Source organism: Ramlibacter sp. (genome assembly GCF_035655895.1).
Classification (GTDB): Bacteria; Pseudomonadota; Gammaproteobacteria; order Burkholderiales; family Burkholderiaceae_C; genus Ramlibacter.
In genome coordinates this window covers 106,858-122,431 of the sequence record NZ_DASRTN010000009.1, presented here as the reverse complement: position 1 = coordinate 122,431, position 15,574 = coordinate 106,858, and the positions used below count along the sequence as shown (strand labels likewise).

Sequence of the window (15,574 nt, the reverse complement as noted above, 5' to 3'; positions counted from 1 at the left end):
ACGGCTTCGATCCCGTTTCACTCGACGGGTTCACTGACGCATTGCAGCGGGTGCCCGGCCTGCCTGGCGGCCTCCTGCACCTGCTCGACCTTCGTCGCCGCGACATCGCGTGAATAGACCCCACAGATCCCTTTTCCGTCGAGATGGATCTTGAGCATGATCTGCGTCGCCGTCTCGCGGTCCTTGTTGAAGAATTCCTGGATCACCACCACCACGAATTCCATCGGGGTGTAGTCGTCGTTGAGCATCACGACCTGGTACATCTGGGGCGGCTGGGTCTTCTGTGTTCGCCGCTCGAGCACCACGGATCCGCCGTCGTCGTCCGTCGGTCGCGTCGTGGGTGCGACCGGTGCGGGCACGGGGGGTTTGCTTGCCATGAAATTCATTCTATCGAGCAGCGTTTGGCGCTGCACCGCCAACATGAAATGGTGTCGCGAGCGCCACATTCAAGCGTCGGCTGGCATGGCTGCGAGCGTCTCTGCGGTGAAGATGACGCCCTGCTCCATTCTGCAGATCCGCCGTGGCGACCAGCACCTTGCGCGAACTGAGGACCCACCATAACTTAAGTTCGTGAAAATGTTGACAGCTGCTGGCACAATCCGTGACACTCTGCTGAGCTTGAGGGAAAGAAGAAGGGGGTGTCATGGCAACCGGAACTGTGAAGTGGTTCAACGACGCAAAAGGCTTCGGCTTCATCGAGCCCGATGGCGGAGGCTCCGATGTCTTCGCGCATTTCTCGGCCATCGCGATGGAGGGCTTCAAGACCCTCAAGCAAGGGTCGCGCGTGACGTTCGACGTCACCGAGGGGCCCAAAGGGCAGCTGGCGCAGAACATCCACAGCGAAGTGCAGCCCATCCGGACGGAGCCGGCCGCCGAGCGGCCATCTCGCCAGTCGAAGGTGCGGGCACCGCAGTTCCATGCGACGCTGGGCCGCCCCGAGCTTCCAGCTGAATGATCTGACCCGCGCCGGTCGAAAGCAGAAAAGCCGCCTCGAGGCGGCTTTTTCATTGAGGTCGTGCGCGGCGTGGCAACGGCGTCGAACATGGGCGGGATCGCCGAAGCAGCGCCGGGGGTGGCGTCGCCGCCGCCCCCGACATTCCCGGATCTCAGCCTTGAGCCGCAGCCAGGGCGCCGTTGAACGTCTGGCTCGGACGCATCACGGCACTCACTTTGCTGCGATCGGGGAAGTAATAGCCACCAACGTCGACCGGCTTGCCCTGCACCGAGTTGAGCTCGTCGAGGATCTTCTGCTCATTGGCGGCAAGGGCCTTGGCCAGCGGCGCGAACCGCGCGGCCAGTTCGGCGTCGTCCGTCTGCGCCGCCAGCGCCTGGGCCCAGTAGAGGGTCAGGTAGAACTGGCTGCCGCGGTTGTCCAGCTGTCCGGTCTTCGGCGACGGGCTCTTGTTGTTCTCGAGCAGCTTGCCGGTGGCGGCGTCCAGCGCCGTGGCCAGCACCTTGGCCTTGCTGTTGCCGGTCTTGAGGCCTTCGTCCTCCAGGCTGACGGCGAGCGCCAGGAATTCTCCCAGCGAATCCCAGCGCAGGTGGTTTTCCTCGACCAGCTGCTGCACGTGCTTGGGCGCCGACCCGCCGGCCCCCGTCTCGTACATGCCCCCGCCCGCCATGAGCGGCACGATGGACAGCATCTTGGCGCTGGTCCCCAGCTCCATGATCGGGAACAGGTCGGTCAGGTAGTCACGCAGGATGTTGCCGGTGACGCTGATCGTGTCCTTGCCACGGATCACGCGTTCCAGGGTGTAGCGCATCGCGCGCACCTGGCTCATGACGCGGATGTCCAGGCCGGTGGTGTCATGGTCCTTCAGGTAGGCCGCAACCTTCTTGCGCAGCTCGGCTTCGTGGGGACGGTACGAGTCGAGCCAGAACACCGCGGTCATGCCGGAGTTGCGGGCGCGGGTGACGGCCAGCTTGACCCAGTCGCGGATCGCGGCATCCTTGACCTGGCACATGCGCCAGATGTCGCCCTGCTCCACGTTCTGGGTCAGCAGCACCTCGCCCGTCGCCAGGTCGGTGATGTTCGCGACCCCGTCCTCGGGGATCTCGAAGGTCTTGTCGTGCGAGCCGTACTCCTCGGCCTGCTGCGCCATCAACCCGACGTTGGGCACCGTGCCCATGGTCTTCGGATCGAACGCACCGTGCCACTTGCAGAAGTTGATGATCTCCTGGTAGATGCGGGCGAAGGTCGACTCGGGGATGACCGCCTTGACTTCCTTCAGGCGGCCGTCGGCGCCGTACATCTTGCCGCCCTGACGGATCATGGCGGGCATGGACGCGTCCACGATCACGTCGTTGGGCGAATGGAAGTTGGTGATGCCCTTGGCGGAGTCCACCATGGCCAGCGCGGGCCGGTTCTCCAGGCAGGCGTGCAGGTCGCGCTTGATCTCGTCCTGCTGCGACTGCGGCAGCGCCGCAATCTTGTCGTACAGGTTGGCCATGCCGTTGTTCACGTTCACGCCCAGCTCGTCGAACAGCTTTCCGTGCTTCTCGAAGGCCTCTTTGTAGAAGATGCGCACGCAGTGACCGAACACGATGGGGTGCGACACCTTCATCATCGTGGCCTTGACGTGCAGCGAGAACATCACGCCGGCGTTCTTGGCGTCCTCGATCTGCTTCTCGTAGAAGGCCAGCAACGCCTTCTTGCTCATGAACATCGAATCGATGATCTCGCCCTGGAGCAGCGACACCTTGGGCTTGAGCACGATCGTCTTGCCGGACTTGGTCAGCAGCTCCATCTTGACGTCGCGCGCCTTGTCCAGCGTCATCGACTTCTCGCCGGCATAGAAGTCACCATGCGTCATGTGCGACACGTGGGTGCGCGATGCCGGGCTCCACTCGCCCATGCTGTGCGGATGCTTGCGGGCGAACTCCTTGACCGCCTTGGGTGCGCGGCGGTCGGAGTTGCCTTCGCGCAGCACCGGATTGACGGCCGAGCCCAGCACCCGCGCGTAGCGCTGGCGGATCGCCTTCTCGTCATCGGTCTTGGGGTTTTCGGGGTACTCCGGGACCATGTAGCCCTTGCCGCGCAGTTCGCGGATGGCAGCGACCAGCTGGTTCTGCGATGCGCTGATGTTGGGCAGCTTGATGATGTTGGCATCCGGCTGCAGCGTCTTCTTGCCCAGTTCCGCCAGGGTGTTGGACACCTTCTGGTCGTCTTTCAGAAACTCGGGGAACTCGCCCAGGATCCGGTTGGCCACGGAGATGTCGCTCTCGACCACCTCGATCCCGGCAGCCGCGGCGAACGTCCGGACGATGGGCAGGAACGAGTGCGTCGCCAGGTACGGAGCCTCGTCGGTGAGCGTGTAGATGATCTTGGAACGGTCGGCAGCCAAAAGATTTCTCTCTCAGAAGGTTGGAGGGACGCCATCGGGACGATGCGGGACCCTTATTTTACGAGATGGAACCGGACGCCATGAGATGAGGTGACAGCCCACGAAAAAGCCCCGGGGCCTGGTCGGCCGCGGGGCTTCGGGATGCCTGCGCTTGAGCGACTTACATGTGCTCGACCATCACCTGGCCGAAGCCCGAACAGCTGACCTGGGTGGCGCCATCCATCAGGCGCGCGAAGTCGTAGGTGACCCTCTTGGACTGGATCGCCTTCTCCAGCGACGCGATGATCTTGTCGGCCGCTTCGATCCAGCCCATGTGGCGCAGCATCATCTCGGCCGACAGGATCTCGGAGCCGGGGTTCACGTAGTCCTTGCCGGCGTACTTGGGCGCGGTGCCGTGCGTGGCCTCGAACATGGCGACCGAATCGCTCATGTTGGCACCGGGCGCGATGCCGATGCCCCCGACCTGCGCGGCCAGGGCATCGGAGATGTAGTCGCCGTTCAGGTTCAAGGTGGCCACCACGCTGTATTCCGCCGGACGCAGCAGGATCTGCTGCAGGAAGGCGTCGGCAATGGCGTCCTTGACCACGATGTCCTTGCCGGTGCGTGGATTCGTGAACTTCATCCACGGGCCGCCGTCGATCTCCTGCGCACCGAATTCTTTCCTGGCCAGCCCGTAGCCCCAGTCACGGAAGCCGCCTTCGGTGAACTTCATGATGTTGCCTTTGTGCACCAGCGTGACAGAGGGCTTGTCGTTGTCGATCGCGTACTGGAAGGCCTTGCGCACCAGGCGCTCCGTGCCCTCGCGCGACACCGGCTTGACACCGATCGCGGAGGTGGCGGGGAACCGGATCTTCTTGACGCCCATCTCCTTGGTGAGGAAGTCGATGAGCTTGCGGGCCTTGTCGGTCTCCGCCTCGTATTCGATGCCGGCGTAGATGTCCTCCGAGTTCTCGCGGAAGATCACCATGTTGGTCTTCTCGGGTTCCTTCAGCGGCGACGGAACCCCCTTGAAGTACTGGATCGGCCGCAGGCAGACGTACAGGTCCAGTTCCTGGCGCAGGGCCACGTTCAGCGAGCGGATGCCGCCGCCCACGGGGGTGGTCAGCGGGCCCTTGATGGAGACCACGTACTCGCGCGCGACCTGCAGGGTCTCGTCGGGCAGCCAGACGTCCGGGCCGTACACCTTGGTGGCCTTCTCGCCGGCGTACATCTCCATCCAGTGGATCTTCCGCTTGCCGCCGTAGGCCTTCTCCACCGCGGCATCCACCACTTTCAGCATCACCGGCGTGATGTCCACCCCTGTGCCGTCGCCCTCGATGTAGGGAATGATCGGCTGGTCCGGCACGTTCAAGGACATGTCGGCGTTGACGGTGATCTTCTGGCCTTGGCTGGGCACCGTGATGTGCTGGTACATGAAAAAAGCGGTCTCCGGAGGGGAAATGAGCGCGGGCCCTGTCGTGAACCGGCCGATTTTAGCCCTGAGCCGCCGCGGTCCGGCCCCCGGCGGGGGCCGTGCGGGCCGCTTGTCAACCGGCTTGCGGGGTCGCGCGTTTCCGAAGAGCTTCCCGGGGACGGGAGGTGTTTTTCGAAAACCATCATTCAAAAGGATCATCGAAATGAACAAGCTCCTCGCCACCCTCGTGGCCGCCTTCTTCGCCACCGCCTCCTTCGCCCAGGGCACCGCCCCGGCCGCCGCCGCTTCCGCCCCGAAGGCCGAAGCCAAGGCTGAGAAGAAGGAAGCCAAGGCTGAAGCCAAGGCCGAGAAGAAGGAAGCCAAGGCCGAAGCCAAGGCCGAGAAGAAGGAAGCCAAGGCCGAGAAGAAGACCGCCAAGGCCGACGCCAAGGCTGAAAAGAAGGAAGAAGCCAAGAAGTAATTCTTCGGCGCCCTTCGCAAATGCCCGCCTCGTGCGGGCATTTCTTTTTGGCGGGCTGCAAGCCATCCAGCGACGGCGCTGGCGCCCTGTGCCGTCGAGTGCAGTAGCAAAGTTCTACCCGCCGCGGCGTCCCAGTCACTCAGGAAATGCCGGCTCGCAGCCGTCGAGGGCACTGTCAACCTGCCCCGGTCCTCTCCCGTTACGGATGGGCCTTCCGGCGTTCCGGGAGGAACCTCCCGGAAGACCTCCGTTTTTTCTGACCAAGGATCCATCATGAACAAGCTGCTCGCCGCCCTGATCGCCACCGTGTTCTCCGTGAGCGTCTTTGCCCAAGCCACCCCGGCCGCACCGGCTGCTCCGGCTGCTCCGGCTGCTCCCGCCAAGGCCGAAGCCAAGGCGGAGAAGAAGGAAGAAAAGGCCGCTGCCAAGGGCGAGAAGAAGGCCTCCTCCAAGAAGACCAAGGCCAAGTCGGCCAAGAAGGCGGAAGAGAAGAAGGCCTGATCGCCCTCGCCTCGCACGGATGCCCGCCCAGCGCGGGCATTTTTCATTTCAGCGCCAAAATCGCCGCATGAAAGCCTTTCTCACCGCCCTCGCGCTTGGCGCGGCCGTCGCGTGCGCCGCCGCGCAGGAGCCGCAATCCGACCTGCCGCGTGTGCGGCTCTCGGCCGGCATGCACCAGATCGATGCCCAGGTTGCCCAGACGGCAGATCAGCGGGCGACCGGGCTGATGTGGCGCAAGCAGATGCCGCAGCACGAGGGCATGCTGTTCGTGTTCGAGCAGCCGAGCATCCAGTGCTTCTGGATGAAGAACACGCTCCTGCCGTTGACCGCCGCCTTCATCGCCGACGACGGCGAGGTGATCAACCTCGCCGACATGAAGCCGCAGGCGCTCGATTCGCACTGCTCGCGCCGGCCGGTGCGCTACGTGCTGGAGATGAACCAGGGCTGGTTCGCCAAGCGCGGCATCCAGCCCGGCATGAAGCTGGCCGGCGAACCCTTTCGCAAGTGACCGCGCGGACATGAACAAGGGCCGCGACGCGGCCCTTGTTGCTTGCGGCTCGGGGAGGTCAGCCGAAGTTCTTCTGCGCGAATTCCCAGTTTGCCAGCTTGTCGAAGAAGGTCTCGACGAACTTCTGGCGCAGGTTGCGGTAGTCGATGTAGTACGCGTGCTCCCAGACGTCGACGGTCAGGATGGCCTTGTCGGCCGTCGTCAGCGGCGTACCGGCGGCGCCCGTGTTCACGATGTCCAGGCTGCCGTCCGGCTTCTTGACCAGCCACGTCCAGCCGGAGCCGAAGTTGCCGACGGCCGACTTCACGAAAGCCTCGCGGAACGCCGCGTAGCTGCCCCACTTGGCATTGATCGCCTGCGCCAGCGGGCCGGTGGGCTCGCCGCCGCCATTGGGCTTCATGCAATTCCAGAAGAAGGTGTGGTTCCAGACCTGTGCGGAGTTGTTGTAGATGCCGCCGGACGACTTCTTGATGATCTCCTCGAGGGTCATCGATTCGTACTCGGTGCCCTTCTGGAGATTGTTCAGGTTCACCACGTACGCGTTGTGGTGCTTGCCGTGGTGGTACTCCAGGGTTTCCTTGGAATAGTGCGGCGCCAGCGCGTCGATGGGATACGGGAGCGGGGGCAGGGTGTGTTCCATGGTTGTCCTCGAGTGTTGGTCTTTGAAGGAAGGCGCTGATTCTAGGCATTAAAGCAACCGGGGCTGCGCCACGGTCAGATCGACCTCGCCTTGCGCGAGGGTCGCCTTGAGACTCTGCCCCGGACGCGTCTGCGAGGCCCGCGTCACCACGGCGCCTTCGGTGTCGACAAGCAATGCGTAGCCACGCTGCAGGACCAGCCGCGGGTCGAGCAACTGCAGGCGCAGCTGCGAACGATGGAGCCGGTCACCGTCGCGTTGCAGTCGCTGAGTTGCGCCCGCCGTGCGGGCGCGCGCCAGCGCGTCGAGCCGGGCATGCGCGCGCTCCAGCCGCAGCTGTACCACGTGGCCCAGTCGGTCGCCCAGCTGAGAGAGGCGCCGCTGCTGCTGGCCAAGCCGCGCCGAAGGCCGTCCCAGCCGGGACGATGCCACGTCCAGGCGCTGCGCATTTCCATCCAGGCGTCTCAGCAGGGCCGACCGCAGCCGGTCTTCGTGCGCGAGCAGCTGCTGCAGCAGGTCGGCGCGCGGGCGAGCCACGAGTTCGGCGGCCGCGGTCGGTGTCGGTGCGCGCAGGTCGGCGCAGAAGTCCGCGATGGTCACGTCCGTTTCGTGCCCCACGCCGCACACGACAGGCACCGGGCTGCGCACGATGGTGCGTGCCAGCGCCTCCTCGTTGAACGACCAGAGATCCTCGATGGAGCCACCGCCGCGCACCAGCAGGATGACGTCCAGCTCACCTGCCTCGGCGCGGCGGTAAAGCGCCTCGAGGGCCGCGATGAGCTCCGCCACTGCCTGGCTGCCCTGGACCGCTGCCGGTGCCAGCACCACGGGGAGGTGCGGCACGCGTCGGCGCAGCGCCGTGGCGACGTCGTGCAGGGCCGCGGCCCCGAGGGAGGTCACCAGCCCGATGGCGCGAGGCAGCGGCGGCAGCGGCCGCTTGCGCGCGTCGTCGAACAGGCCCTCGGCGTCCAGCTTGGCCTTCAGCCGCAGAAAGCGTTCGTACCAGGCGCCCTGCCCGGCCCGCGCCAGGCTTTCGACGATGAGCTGGAGATCGCCCCGGGGCTCGTAGACCGCCACGCGGCCCTGGACTTCAACCAGGTCGCCTTCGGATGGGTTGAAGTCGAGCAGCGCAGCGGACCGGCGGAACATCGCGCACCGCAGCTGTCCCTGCGGATCCTTGAGCGTGAAGTAGAGATGGCCACTGGACGGGCGCGAGAGGCCGGAAATCTCGCCGCGCACCGCGACCGGGTTGAGGCGAGCATCCAGGAATTCAGCAATGGCGCGGCATAGCGCGCCGACCTGCCACACACGCGGCGTCAATTCAGGCTCCGGGCATCGCGCGGCGAGGCTGGACGCGGCCCGCGGACGCAACGGCAGGACGAATCATCCACAGCGCACCGCCGACCCGCGGACGAGGCTCCGGCTGCAGGCCGTGCCAGCACCTGTCGAGCAAGTCATTGATTTCAAACAAGAAATTTCTGCTGAAAATGTCATCGATCTGTCATCACGACGATCCGGCGCGGCTTCGCGGCCGATGGAGTGTGGTTTCTGCACAAAGTTATCCACAACTTCTGTGGGTCTCATCCTACGAACCCATCGGTGCAGTCCTACAGCCGGGGTCCTTGGTCGATAATCGCCCCACCTTCAGCAGTTCACGTGGCGGAGACCCCTTTGCTTTCGATCATACAAGCCGCAGGCTGGCCCATCTGGCCGCTGGTTGCCTGCTCCATCCTGGCCCTGACCCTCATCATCGAGCGCTTCCTCAGCCTCAAGACGTCACGCGTCGCGCCGCCCAAGCTCCTCGACGAGGCGCTGGCCGTTTCCCGCGCCGCCGTGCCCGGGCCGGAAGTGGTGAACCAGCTCGAGCAGAACTCGGCACTCGGCGAAGTGCTGGCCAGCGGCTTCCGAGCCCTGAACAGCAACCCGCGCTGTTCCGAAGCCGACCTGCGCTCGACCATGGAAGGCGCCGGCCGCGCCGTGGCTCACCGGCTCGAGCGCTACCTGAGCGCCCTCGCCACCATCGCCTCGGCGGCGCCCCTGCTCGGCCTGCTGGGCACCGTCATCGGCATGATCGAGATCTTCGGCTCACAGGCGCCCGGCTCCGGCAGTGCCGGTGCCAATCCCGCCCAGCTGGCCCACGGCATTTCGGTCGCGCTGTACAACACCGCCTTCGGACTGGTGGTGGCCATTCCCGCCCTGATCTTCTGGCGCTACTTCCGCGGCCGCGTCGACGCCTACCTCCTCCAGCTCGAGCTGGCGTCCGAGCGTTTCGCGCGCCACCTGAATTCGCTGCGCCGCGCATGAACTTCCGCCCCCGTCCGAAGGAAGAGCCGGAGATCAACCTGATCCCGTTCATCGATGTGCTGCTGGTCGTGCTCATCTTCCTGATGCTGTCGACCACCTACAGCAAGTTCACGGAACTGCAGTTGCGGCTGCCAGTCGCGGACGCGGATGCGCAGCGCGACTATCCGCGCGAGGTCGTGGTCGGCGTCACCAGCGATGGCCGCTACACCGTCAACCGCCAGGCGCTCGAAGGCCGCAGCGTCGACCTGCTGTCGATGGCGCTGACCGATGCGGCCAAGGCGGGCAAGGACAGCGTGGTCATCGTCAGCGCCGACGCCGCGGCGCCCCACCAGTCGGTCATCTCGGTGCTGGAAGCAGCGCGCCGCTCGGGGCTGCAGCAAGTGACCTTCGCTGCCCAATCCGCGGCGCAAGCGACGCGCTGAGCACCATGCGCGAAGCGCTCCAGCGCGCATGGCTGGGCCGTGGCCCGCTCGCCATGCTGCTGTGGCCGCTGTCGTTGCTCTACGGCGCGATCACGACGCTGCAGCGCGCCCTCTTCCGCTTCGGCTGGCGACGCGTCGAACGCGCACCCGTGCCGGTGGTCGTGGTCGGCAACCTGGTGGCCGGCGGCGGCGGCAAGACGCCGGTCGTCATGGCCTTGGCCGACCACCTGCGCCAGCGCGGCATCGCCTGTGGCGTGATCTCGCGCGGGTACGGACGCCGGTCGGACGACTGCCTCCAGGTCACGCCCGCCAGCGATCCCGCGGAGGTCGGCGACGAGCCGCTCCTGATCGCATCGCAGTGCCAGGTTCCAGTGGTGGTGGCGAGGCGGCGCGTCGAGGCTGCCCGGGAGCTGCATGCGGCGCATCCCGGCATCCGGGTGATCCTCAGCGACGACGGCCTGCAGCACCACGCGCTGGCCCGTGAGATCGAAGTGCTGGTGTTCGACGACCGCGGCCTGGGCAATGGCTGGTTGCTGCCCGCAGGCCCGCTGCGCGAGCCTTGGCCGCGGCAGGCCGACCTCGTGCTGCGCACCGACGGCGCCGAGGGCATGGCCGGGCACCGCGTTGGCCGCCGGCTGGCCTTCGAGGCGGTGCGGGCCGACGGCACCCGGTGCAGCCTGGCCGAGCTGGCGCGCTCACCCTGCGTGGCGCTGGCCGGCATCGCCAGGCCAGAGGCATTTTTCGGGATGCTGCGGCAAGCGGGCATCCAGCCGCTTCGCACCGTCGGGCTGGCGGACCATGCTGCCCTCGATGCCACCGACGTGCCGCCGATTCCGAACGGCGGCCACCTGCTGTGCACGCAGAAGGATGCCGTCAAGCTGTGGCGTTCGCACCCGCAGGCGTGGGCGGTGCCGCTGGCGCTCGAGATCGATCCGGCCTTCTGGCGCGCGTTCGATGTCCTGCTGGACGCAAAGCTATCATCGCCGCATGGATCCCAAGCTGCTTGAGCTGCTCGTGTGCCCCGTGACGAAGGGCCATCTCGACTTCGATCGTGCACGCCAGGAGCTCGTCTCGCGCAGCGCCCGCCTGGCCTATCCCATCCGCGACGGCATTCCGGTCCTGCTGGAGGACGAGGCGCGCACGCTCGGCGACGACGAACTCGACCGGCTTCCCACGCGCACCCCGCTGGTCTGACGTGGCGTTCACGGTCCTCATCCCGGCCCGGCTCGGGTCCAGCCGCCTGCCCAACAAGCCGTTGGCCGACATCGCCGGCCTGCCCATGGTGGTGCATGTCGCGCGTCGCGCGCTCCGATCCGGCGCCCGTCGGGTTGCCGTCGCGGCCGACGACCAGGCGATCGTGGCAGCCTGCCATGCGGATGGCGTCGAGGCGGTGCTCACGCGGGACCACCCCTCCGGCACCGACCGGCTGGCCGAGGCCAGCCGCCTGTTCGGGCTCGCCGACGACGAGCTCGTGGTCAACGTGCAGGGCGACGAGCCGCTGATCGAGCCGGCCCTGATCGATGCCGTTGCCAAGGCGCTGCAGGACCGCCCCGATGCCGCGATGAGCACGGCGGCGCACCCGCTGCACGAACTGGCCGACCTGGGCAATCCGAACGTGGTGAAGGTCGTCACCGATGCCGGCGGTCTCGCGCTCTACTTCAGCCGTGCGCCCATTCCCTGGTGGCGCGACGGCTTCGCAGGCGGGATCACCCAGCTGCCGCAGCCTGCGCCGCTGCGGCACGTGGGGATCTACGGCTACCGCTGCGGCTTCCTGCGCGCGTTTCCGTCGCTGGCGCAGGCACCCCTGGAACAGCTGGAGTCGCTCGAGCAGCTGCGAGCCCTCTGGCATGGCCACCGGATCGTGGTCCACGTCACCGAGACAGCGCCGGGAACGGGAGTCGACACCCCCGAGGACCTGGAGCGCGTGCGCCGCCTCGTCGCGGGGCGTGCCGCGTAAGTTGCCGCAAGGGCTGCATGCTATCCTCAAGCGCATGATGCGCAACGGCCTGGCGCGGGGATGACGACGGGCCCGCAGCGCCCGCTTCCAACCATCCGAGGACACCATGAGACTGATCTTGCTGGGCGCGCCAGGCGCGGGCAAAGGCACGCAAGCAACCTTCATCTGCCAGAAGTACGGCATCCCGCAGATCTCCACCGGAGACATGCTGCGGGCCGCGGTGAAGGCTGGCACGCCCCTCGGGCTGGCTGCCAAGAAGGTCATGGACTCGGGCGCCCTCGTGGGCGACGACATCATCATCGGCCTGGTCAAGGAGCGGCTCGCGCAGCCGGACTGCGCCAACGGCTTCCTGTTCGACGGCTTTCCACGCACCATCCCGCAGGCCGACGCCATGAAGGAGGCGGGCGTCAAGCTCGATTACGTGCTGGAGATCGACGTGCCGTTCGAGGCCATCGTCGAGCGCATGAGCGGCCGCCGCTCGCACGCCGCGTCCGGGCGCACCTACCACGTGAAGTTCAACCCGCCGAAGGTCGCCGGCCTGGACGACGTCACCGGCGAGCCGCTGATCCAGCGCGAGGACGACAAGGAAGAGACGGTCACCAAGCGCCTGCAGGTGTACGCCTCGCAGACCCGGCCGCTGGTGGACTACTACGCGAACTGGGCGAAGGCGGATCCGGGCAACGCCCCCCGCTACCGTGCCATCAGCGGCATCGGCGCGGTCGAGGAGATCACGGCGCGCGCCCTCGCGGCACTCGCCTCCTGAGGCCCTCAGGCCGGGCTGGATCGCAGCCCGTAGGCCTGGCCCCCGACGAACAGGTATTCGGCCCGCAGCACCGGGTCGCCCTGTTCGTCCTTGAACGAGAAGCCCACCACCGAGATCACCGTGCCAGGCTTGATCTCCGGAACCTTCCAGGCTTCCATCCGCGTCAGCGGCGCCAGCTCGACGGTCCAGGCGCGGTCCTTGCGCCGAGGCAGTTGCGCCCTGGCGAGCAGCGCCTTGCCGTCCACCGGCGCGCTCTGGGACGGAACGGCCCGGCCCGAGAGGTCGGTCGGAAGGCGCAGGTCGGGTGCGAGATCGAGCTTGACCTCGGCGTGCGGGTTCTGCCAGCGCACCGAGGTGGCGCGCCCCTCCAGGTAGATCGGCCGGTCCTGGTCGAAGCTGCTCCAGCCATGGTGGGCGGCAGCCAGCCCGGGAAGCCCGGCGGCGGCCAGAACGAAGTTGCGCCTCTTCATCATCAGTCTCCTTGGTCAGCGATACGCGATCCAGCGACCGCACGCGACGATCGCGATCCAGAGCGCGGTCGACACCAGCATCTGCGCGCGCGCGGGGCCATCCAGTTTCCACAGCGATCCGCGCAGGTGGAAAGCTGCCGCATTACACCCCGCCAGCAGAAGCAGCAGCATCTTGAGGGTGAAGGCGCGGTTGGCGATGAGCTCCTGCGGCTGCGACGAGAACATCAGCAGTCCGGAGGCCGCCGCGAGGAGGAAGCCCGCGCCGGCGATTCCCAGGCTCAAGCGTGCCAGTTCCTGCACCGGCAGCGCCGCGCCGCGGCCGAACACACGCAGTTCGAGCAGCACGAGGTTGCCCACCAGCAACGCGATCCCGAGGATGTGCGCCACTTCGAGGGCCGGATAGGCCCAGGGATGCCCGAGCAGTCCGCTCATGCAGCGAGCAACTGCAGCAGCAGGTCGATGCGCGCCTTGACCGGCGACAACGGATGCGCGGGCCATCTGTCACTCGCGTGCGGGACGACCCGCCCTTCCACGCAACGGGTCGATCGCAGCACGCGGATCCCGCGCTCGGCGGCCGCGGCCAGCGCGGCCTCCAGCGCCTCGTGCACGGTGCCGTTGCCCGTCCCCGCGACCACCAGCCCCTGGACGCCGTCGTCGAGCAGCAGTTCGACCAGGCGCGCGTCCGCCCCGGCGTGGCTCAGGACGATGCTCACGCGTGGCCAGCCGCGGTCGCCGGCGATCTGCCGGAGCGACGCGACCGCCGCCGGTGCCGGACAGGGGCGCACCAGCCGCACGCGCCCATCCTCCACGTAGCCCAGCGGCCCCGCCTCGCCGGAGGAATACGGGTCGAGGCGGTAGGGATGGACCTTGGTGATGTCGGCGGCGGCATGGATGCGTCCCGCGCAGACCACGGCAACGCCCCCGACGCCATCCGCACGCGCGACCGACACGGCATCGGCGATGTTCTGCGGGCCGTCGGCCGACAGCGCCGTTGCCGGCCGCATCGCGCAGGTCAGCACCAGCGGCTTGCGCGGCCCGAGCACCCGCTCGAGGAAGTACGCGGTTTCCTCCAATGTGTCGGTCCCGTGGGTCACCACGACACCCCGCACCTGCGGCTGGTCCAGCCAGTGGGCACAACGCTCGGCCAAGCGGACCCAGGTGGCGGGCGTTATGTCCTTGCTGTCCACCTGCGCGATCTGCTCGCTGACCAGGCGCACGCCGGCCAGGGCCGGGATGCCTTGCAGCAGATGCTCCACGGCGAGCTGGCCCGCCCGGTAAGCCACGTGGTCGCCGGGTGCATCGGCACTGCCGGCGATGGTGCCGCCGGTCCCCAACACCACGATCTGATCGGCCGTCACTTGCGTTCTTTCACGAAACTGGTTAAAAATACAGGTACTGGATGGGTAGCCAGTGACTGCCCCTAGGAGCCATCGCATGAACGAGACGCCCAAGCTCACCGCCCGTCAGCAGCAGATTCTGGACCTGATCCAGGCCGCCATTGCACGCACGGGAGCGCCGCCCACGCGCGCCGAGATCGCCGCCGAACTCGGCTTCAAATCCGCCAACGCGGCTGAGGAGCACCTGCAGGCACTGGCCCGCAAGGGCGTGATCGAACTGGTCAGCGGCACATCGCGCGGCATCCGGCTCAAGGGTGACACGCTGCGCTCCATCCACGAGTCCCGCTACAAGCAGTTCCCGTTGCCCTTGCAGAGCCTTGCACAGCTCGCGCTGCCGCTGGTCGGTCGCGTCGCCGCCGGCTCGCCCATCCTGGCCCAGGAACACGTCGACCAGACCTACTTCGTCGAGAGCAGCTTGTTCCAGCGCCGGCCCGACTACCTGCTCAAGGTGCGTGGCATGTCCATGCGAGACGCCGGCATCATGGATGGCGACCTGCTCGCCGTGCAGTCCACCCGTGAGGCCAAGAACGGCCAGATCGTGGTGGCCCGGCTCGGCGACGAGGTCACCGTCAAGCGCTTCCGCCGCAACAAGCACCTGATCGAGCTGCACGCGGAGAACCCGGACTATCCCACCATCGTGGTGGAGCCGGGCGAGCCCTTCGAGATCGAAGGCCTGGCGGTGGGTCTGATCCGCAACACCATGCTCATGTGACACCCTGCCGGGTGGCGCAGGTGGCGGGCGTATGGCGAAAGATCGCCATCACCCTGCACCGCCCGGCTTCCCTGCCAATCTCGCCTGTGTTCCCCATCCGAACTTCCGGGAGAGACCAACATGGGACTGATGTCGATGATCACGCTGACGGGCCTTCTGCGCCCACTGGGGCGGCTGCTGCGCGCCGGCTGGCCGGGCAGGCGCACCCGGAGCTGCAGCCAGCCCTGGGGAACGTCGCGCGGGATCCACACGGCGGCCGGCCACGGTCATGTCGCGTGGCCGCCCAAATGCGCCCAGCGGCGTGACGAGCGCCCCCTTCGGGTGCTGCGCATCGTGGACGAAGGCCACGCGCCCAGCACCGCGGGCCGGATGGTGATCTCGGGGCGGATGGCAGACGTCTGCGCAGAGCTCGAACGGCTGGCGGCGCTGGAAGCGGCCGCGGCCTGAGCCTGCGGCGACAGCGCGCGCGCGTGCCTGGCCCAGGCGGCCGCGTCGCGACGGGTCACTGCGGCCGCCCTGCTCTGCTGCTCTGCTGCTCTGCTGCGCCGATCCGATCAACTGCGGCACGTGGCGGCTGTCCTGGCGGCTGACCATCGATCGCGGTCGTGGCTCGTTCCAGCAAGCAAGCACCAGGCATTCGGCGCCAGGCATCAGGCCTTGGCACCCGTCACGAAGCACCGGGCCG

At 67.2% G+C, this 15,574-nt stretch carries 20 protein-coding genes; 12 read left to right on the top strand and 8 right to left on the bottom strand.

All coding sequences use genetic code 11. The features are described 5' to 3' along the window. Positions 1 to 17 precede the first annotated feature (17 nt). A complete protein-coding gene (gene clpS / locus VFE82_RS12305) occupies positions 18 to 386 on the bottom strand; it encodes an ATP-dependent Clp protease adapter ClpS (RefSeq protein WP_325000625.1) in 369 nt (122 codons plus the stop codon). 257 nt (positions 387 to 643) lie between these two features. Between clpS and VFE82_RS12300 the strand changes: the two genes are divergently transcribed. After that, positions 644 to 955, top strand: coding sequence for a cold-shock protein (locus tag VFE82_RS12300; protein ID WP_325000607.1), 312 nt, complete (start codon positions 644 to 646; stop codon positions 953 to 955). 151 nt (positions 956 to 1,106) lie between these two features. On the opposite strand, the gene VFE82_RS12295 is transcribed toward VFE82_RS12300, so the two are convergent. Together VFE82_RS12295 and icd are read right to left on the bottom strand one after the other, a co-directional pair. Then, positions 1,107 to 3,344: an NADP-dependent isocitrate dehydrogenase gene (locus tag VFE82_RS12295; protein WP_325000606.1), complete on the bottom strand. Its 2,238-nt coding sequence runs from the start codon at positions 3,342 to 3,344 to the stop codon at positions 1,107 to 1,109. A gap of 160 nt (positions 3,345 to 3,504) precedes the next feature. Further along, the gene (icd, locus tag VFE82_RS12290) at positions 3,505 to 4,758 is read right to left on the bottom strand and encodes an NADP-dependent isocitrate dehydrogenase (RefSeq protein ID WP_325000605.1); all 1,254 of its coding nucleotides are present in this window, start codon (positions 4,756 to 4,758) and stop codon (positions 3,505 to 3,507) included. Between the two features lie 202 nt (positions 4,759 to 4,960). Here icd and VFE82_RS12285 point away from each other — a divergent pair, with 202 nt between their 5' ends. The 3 genes from VFE82_RS12285 (at position 4,961) to VFE82_RS12275 (ending at position 6,227) form a co-directional block, all read left to right on the top strand. Continuing rightward, positions 4,961 to 5,218, top strand: a complete 258-nt coding sequence (locus tag VFE82_RS12285) for a hypothetical protein (protein WP_325000604.1) — start codon at positions 4,961 to 4,963, stop codon at positions 5,216 to 5,218. Positions 5,219 to 5,491: 273 nt separating this feature from the next. Beyond that, complete coding sequence (locus tag VFE82_RS12280; RefSeq protein WP_325000603.1) at positions 5,492 to 5,719, top strand: hypothetical protein; 228 nt, start codon at positions 5,492 to 5,494, stop codon at positions 5,717 to 5,719. Between the two features lie 67 nt (positions 5,720 to 5,786). Continuing rightward, entirely contained in the window at positions 5,787 to 6,227 is a 441-nt protein-coding gene (locus VFE82_RS12275; protein ID WP_325000602.1) for a DUF192 domain-containing protein, read from the top strand. A 58-nt stretch (positions 6,228 to 6,285) separates the two neighbouring features. Here the strand turns inward: VFE82_RS12275 and VFE82_RS12270 are convergent, their stop codons facing one another. Both VFE82_RS12270 and xseA read right to left on the bottom strand, forming a co-directional pair. Beyond that, a complete protein-coding gene (locus tag VFE82_RS12270) occupies positions 6,286 to 6,867 on the bottom strand; it encodes a superoxide dismutase (protein WP_325000601.1) in 582 nt (193 codons plus the stop codon). Between the two features lie 48 nt (positions 6,868 to 6,915). Beyond that, the gene (gene xseA, locus VFE82_RS12265) at positions 6,916 to 8,184 is read right to left on the bottom strand and encodes an exodeoxyribonuclease VII large subunit (protein ID WP_325000624.1); all 1,269 of its coding nucleotides are present in this window, start codon (positions 8,182 to 8,184) and stop codon (positions 6,916 to 6,918) included. A 351-nt stretch (positions 8,185 to 8,535) separates the two neighbouring features. Between xseA and VFE82_RS12260 the strand changes: the two genes are divergently transcribed. From VFE82_RS12260 to adk, 6 genes are all read left to right on the top strand, one after another. After that, positions 8,536 to 9,168 (top strand): MotA/TolQ/ExbB proton channel family protein, encoded by a 633-nt coding sequence (locus VFE82_RS12260; RefSeq protein ID WP_325000600.1) that lies wholly within the window; start codon positions 8,536 to 8,538, stop codon positions 9,166 to 9,168. After that, entirely contained in the window at positions 9,165 to 9,590 is a 426-nt protein-coding gene (locus tag VFE82_RS12255; RefSeq protein WP_325000599.1) for a biopolymer transporter ExbD, read from the top strand. The genes VFE82_RS12260 and VFE82_RS12255 overlap by 4 nt, the downstream gene beginning before the upstream one ends. 5 nt (positions 9,591 to 9,595) lie before the next feature. Next, positions 9,596 to 10,597, top strand: a complete 1,002-nt coding sequence (lpxK, locus tag VFE82_RS12250) for a tetraacyldisaccharide 4'-kinase (protein ID WP_325000598.1) — start codon at positions 9,596 to 9,598, stop codon at positions 10,595 to 10,597. Next, positions 10,578 to 10,784: a Trm112 family protein gene (locus VFE82_RS12245; protein ID WP_325000597.1), complete on the top strand. Its 207-nt coding sequence runs from the start codon at positions 10,578 to 10,580 to the stop codon at positions 10,782 to 10,784. Before lpxK ends, VFE82_RS12245 begins: the two co-directional genes overlap by 20 nt. 1 nt (position 10,785) lies before the next feature. Next, entirely contained in the window at positions 10,786 to 11,547 is a 762-nt protein-coding gene (kdsB, locus tag VFE82_RS12240) for a 3-deoxy-manno-octulosonate cytidylyltransferase (protein ID WP_325000596.1), read from the top strand. Positions 11,548 to 11,653: 106 nt separating this feature from the next. Beyond that, positions 11,654 to 12,310, top strand: coding sequence for an adenylate kinase (adk, locus tag VFE82_RS12235; protein ID WP_325000595.1), 657 nt, complete (start codon positions 11,654 to 11,656; stop codon positions 12,308 to 12,310). A 5-nt stretch (positions 12,311 to 12,315) separates the two neighbouring features. Here adk and VFE82_RS12230 read toward each other — a convergent pair whose 3' ends face one another. From VFE82_RS12230 to VFE82_RS12220, 3 genes are read right to left on the bottom strand one after another with little or no spacing between them, the layout of a single operon-like run. Continuing rightward, positions 12,316 to 12,780, bottom strand: a complete 465-nt coding sequence (locus tag VFE82_RS12230) for a DUF6152 family protein (protein WP_325000594.1) — start codon at positions 12,778 to 12,780, stop codon at positions 12,316 to 12,318. A 15-nt stretch (positions 12,781 to 12,795) separates the two neighbouring features. Further along, positions 12,796 to 13,212, bottom strand: a complete 417-nt coding sequence (locus VFE82_RS12225; RefSeq protein WP_325000593.1) for a hypothetical protein — start codon at positions 13,210 to 13,212, stop codon at positions 12,796 to 12,798. Further along, a complete protein-coding gene (locus tag VFE82_RS12220) occupies positions 13,209 to 14,138 on the bottom strand; it encodes an asparaginase (protein WP_325000592.1) in 930 nt (309 codons plus the stop codon). The genes VFE82_RS12225 and VFE82_RS12220 overlap by 4 nt, the downstream gene beginning before the upstream one ends. Before the next feature lie 76 nt (positions 14,139 to 14,214). Between VFE82_RS12220 and lexA the strand changes: the two genes are divergently transcribed. Further along, positions 14,215 to 14,889 (top strand): transcriptional repressor LexA, encoded by a 675-nt coding sequence (lexA, locus tag VFE82_RS12215; protein ID WP_325000591.1) that lies wholly within the window; start codon positions 14,215 to 14,217, stop codon positions 14,887 to 14,889. Between the two features lie 129 nt (positions 14,890 to 15,018). Next, positions 15,019 to 15,336: a hypothetical protein gene (locus tag VFE82_RS12210; protein ID WP_325000590.1), complete on the top strand. Its 318-nt coding sequence runs from the start codon at positions 15,019 to 15,021 to the stop codon at positions 15,334 to 15,336. Positions 15,337 to 15,574: the final 238 nt, after the last annotated feature.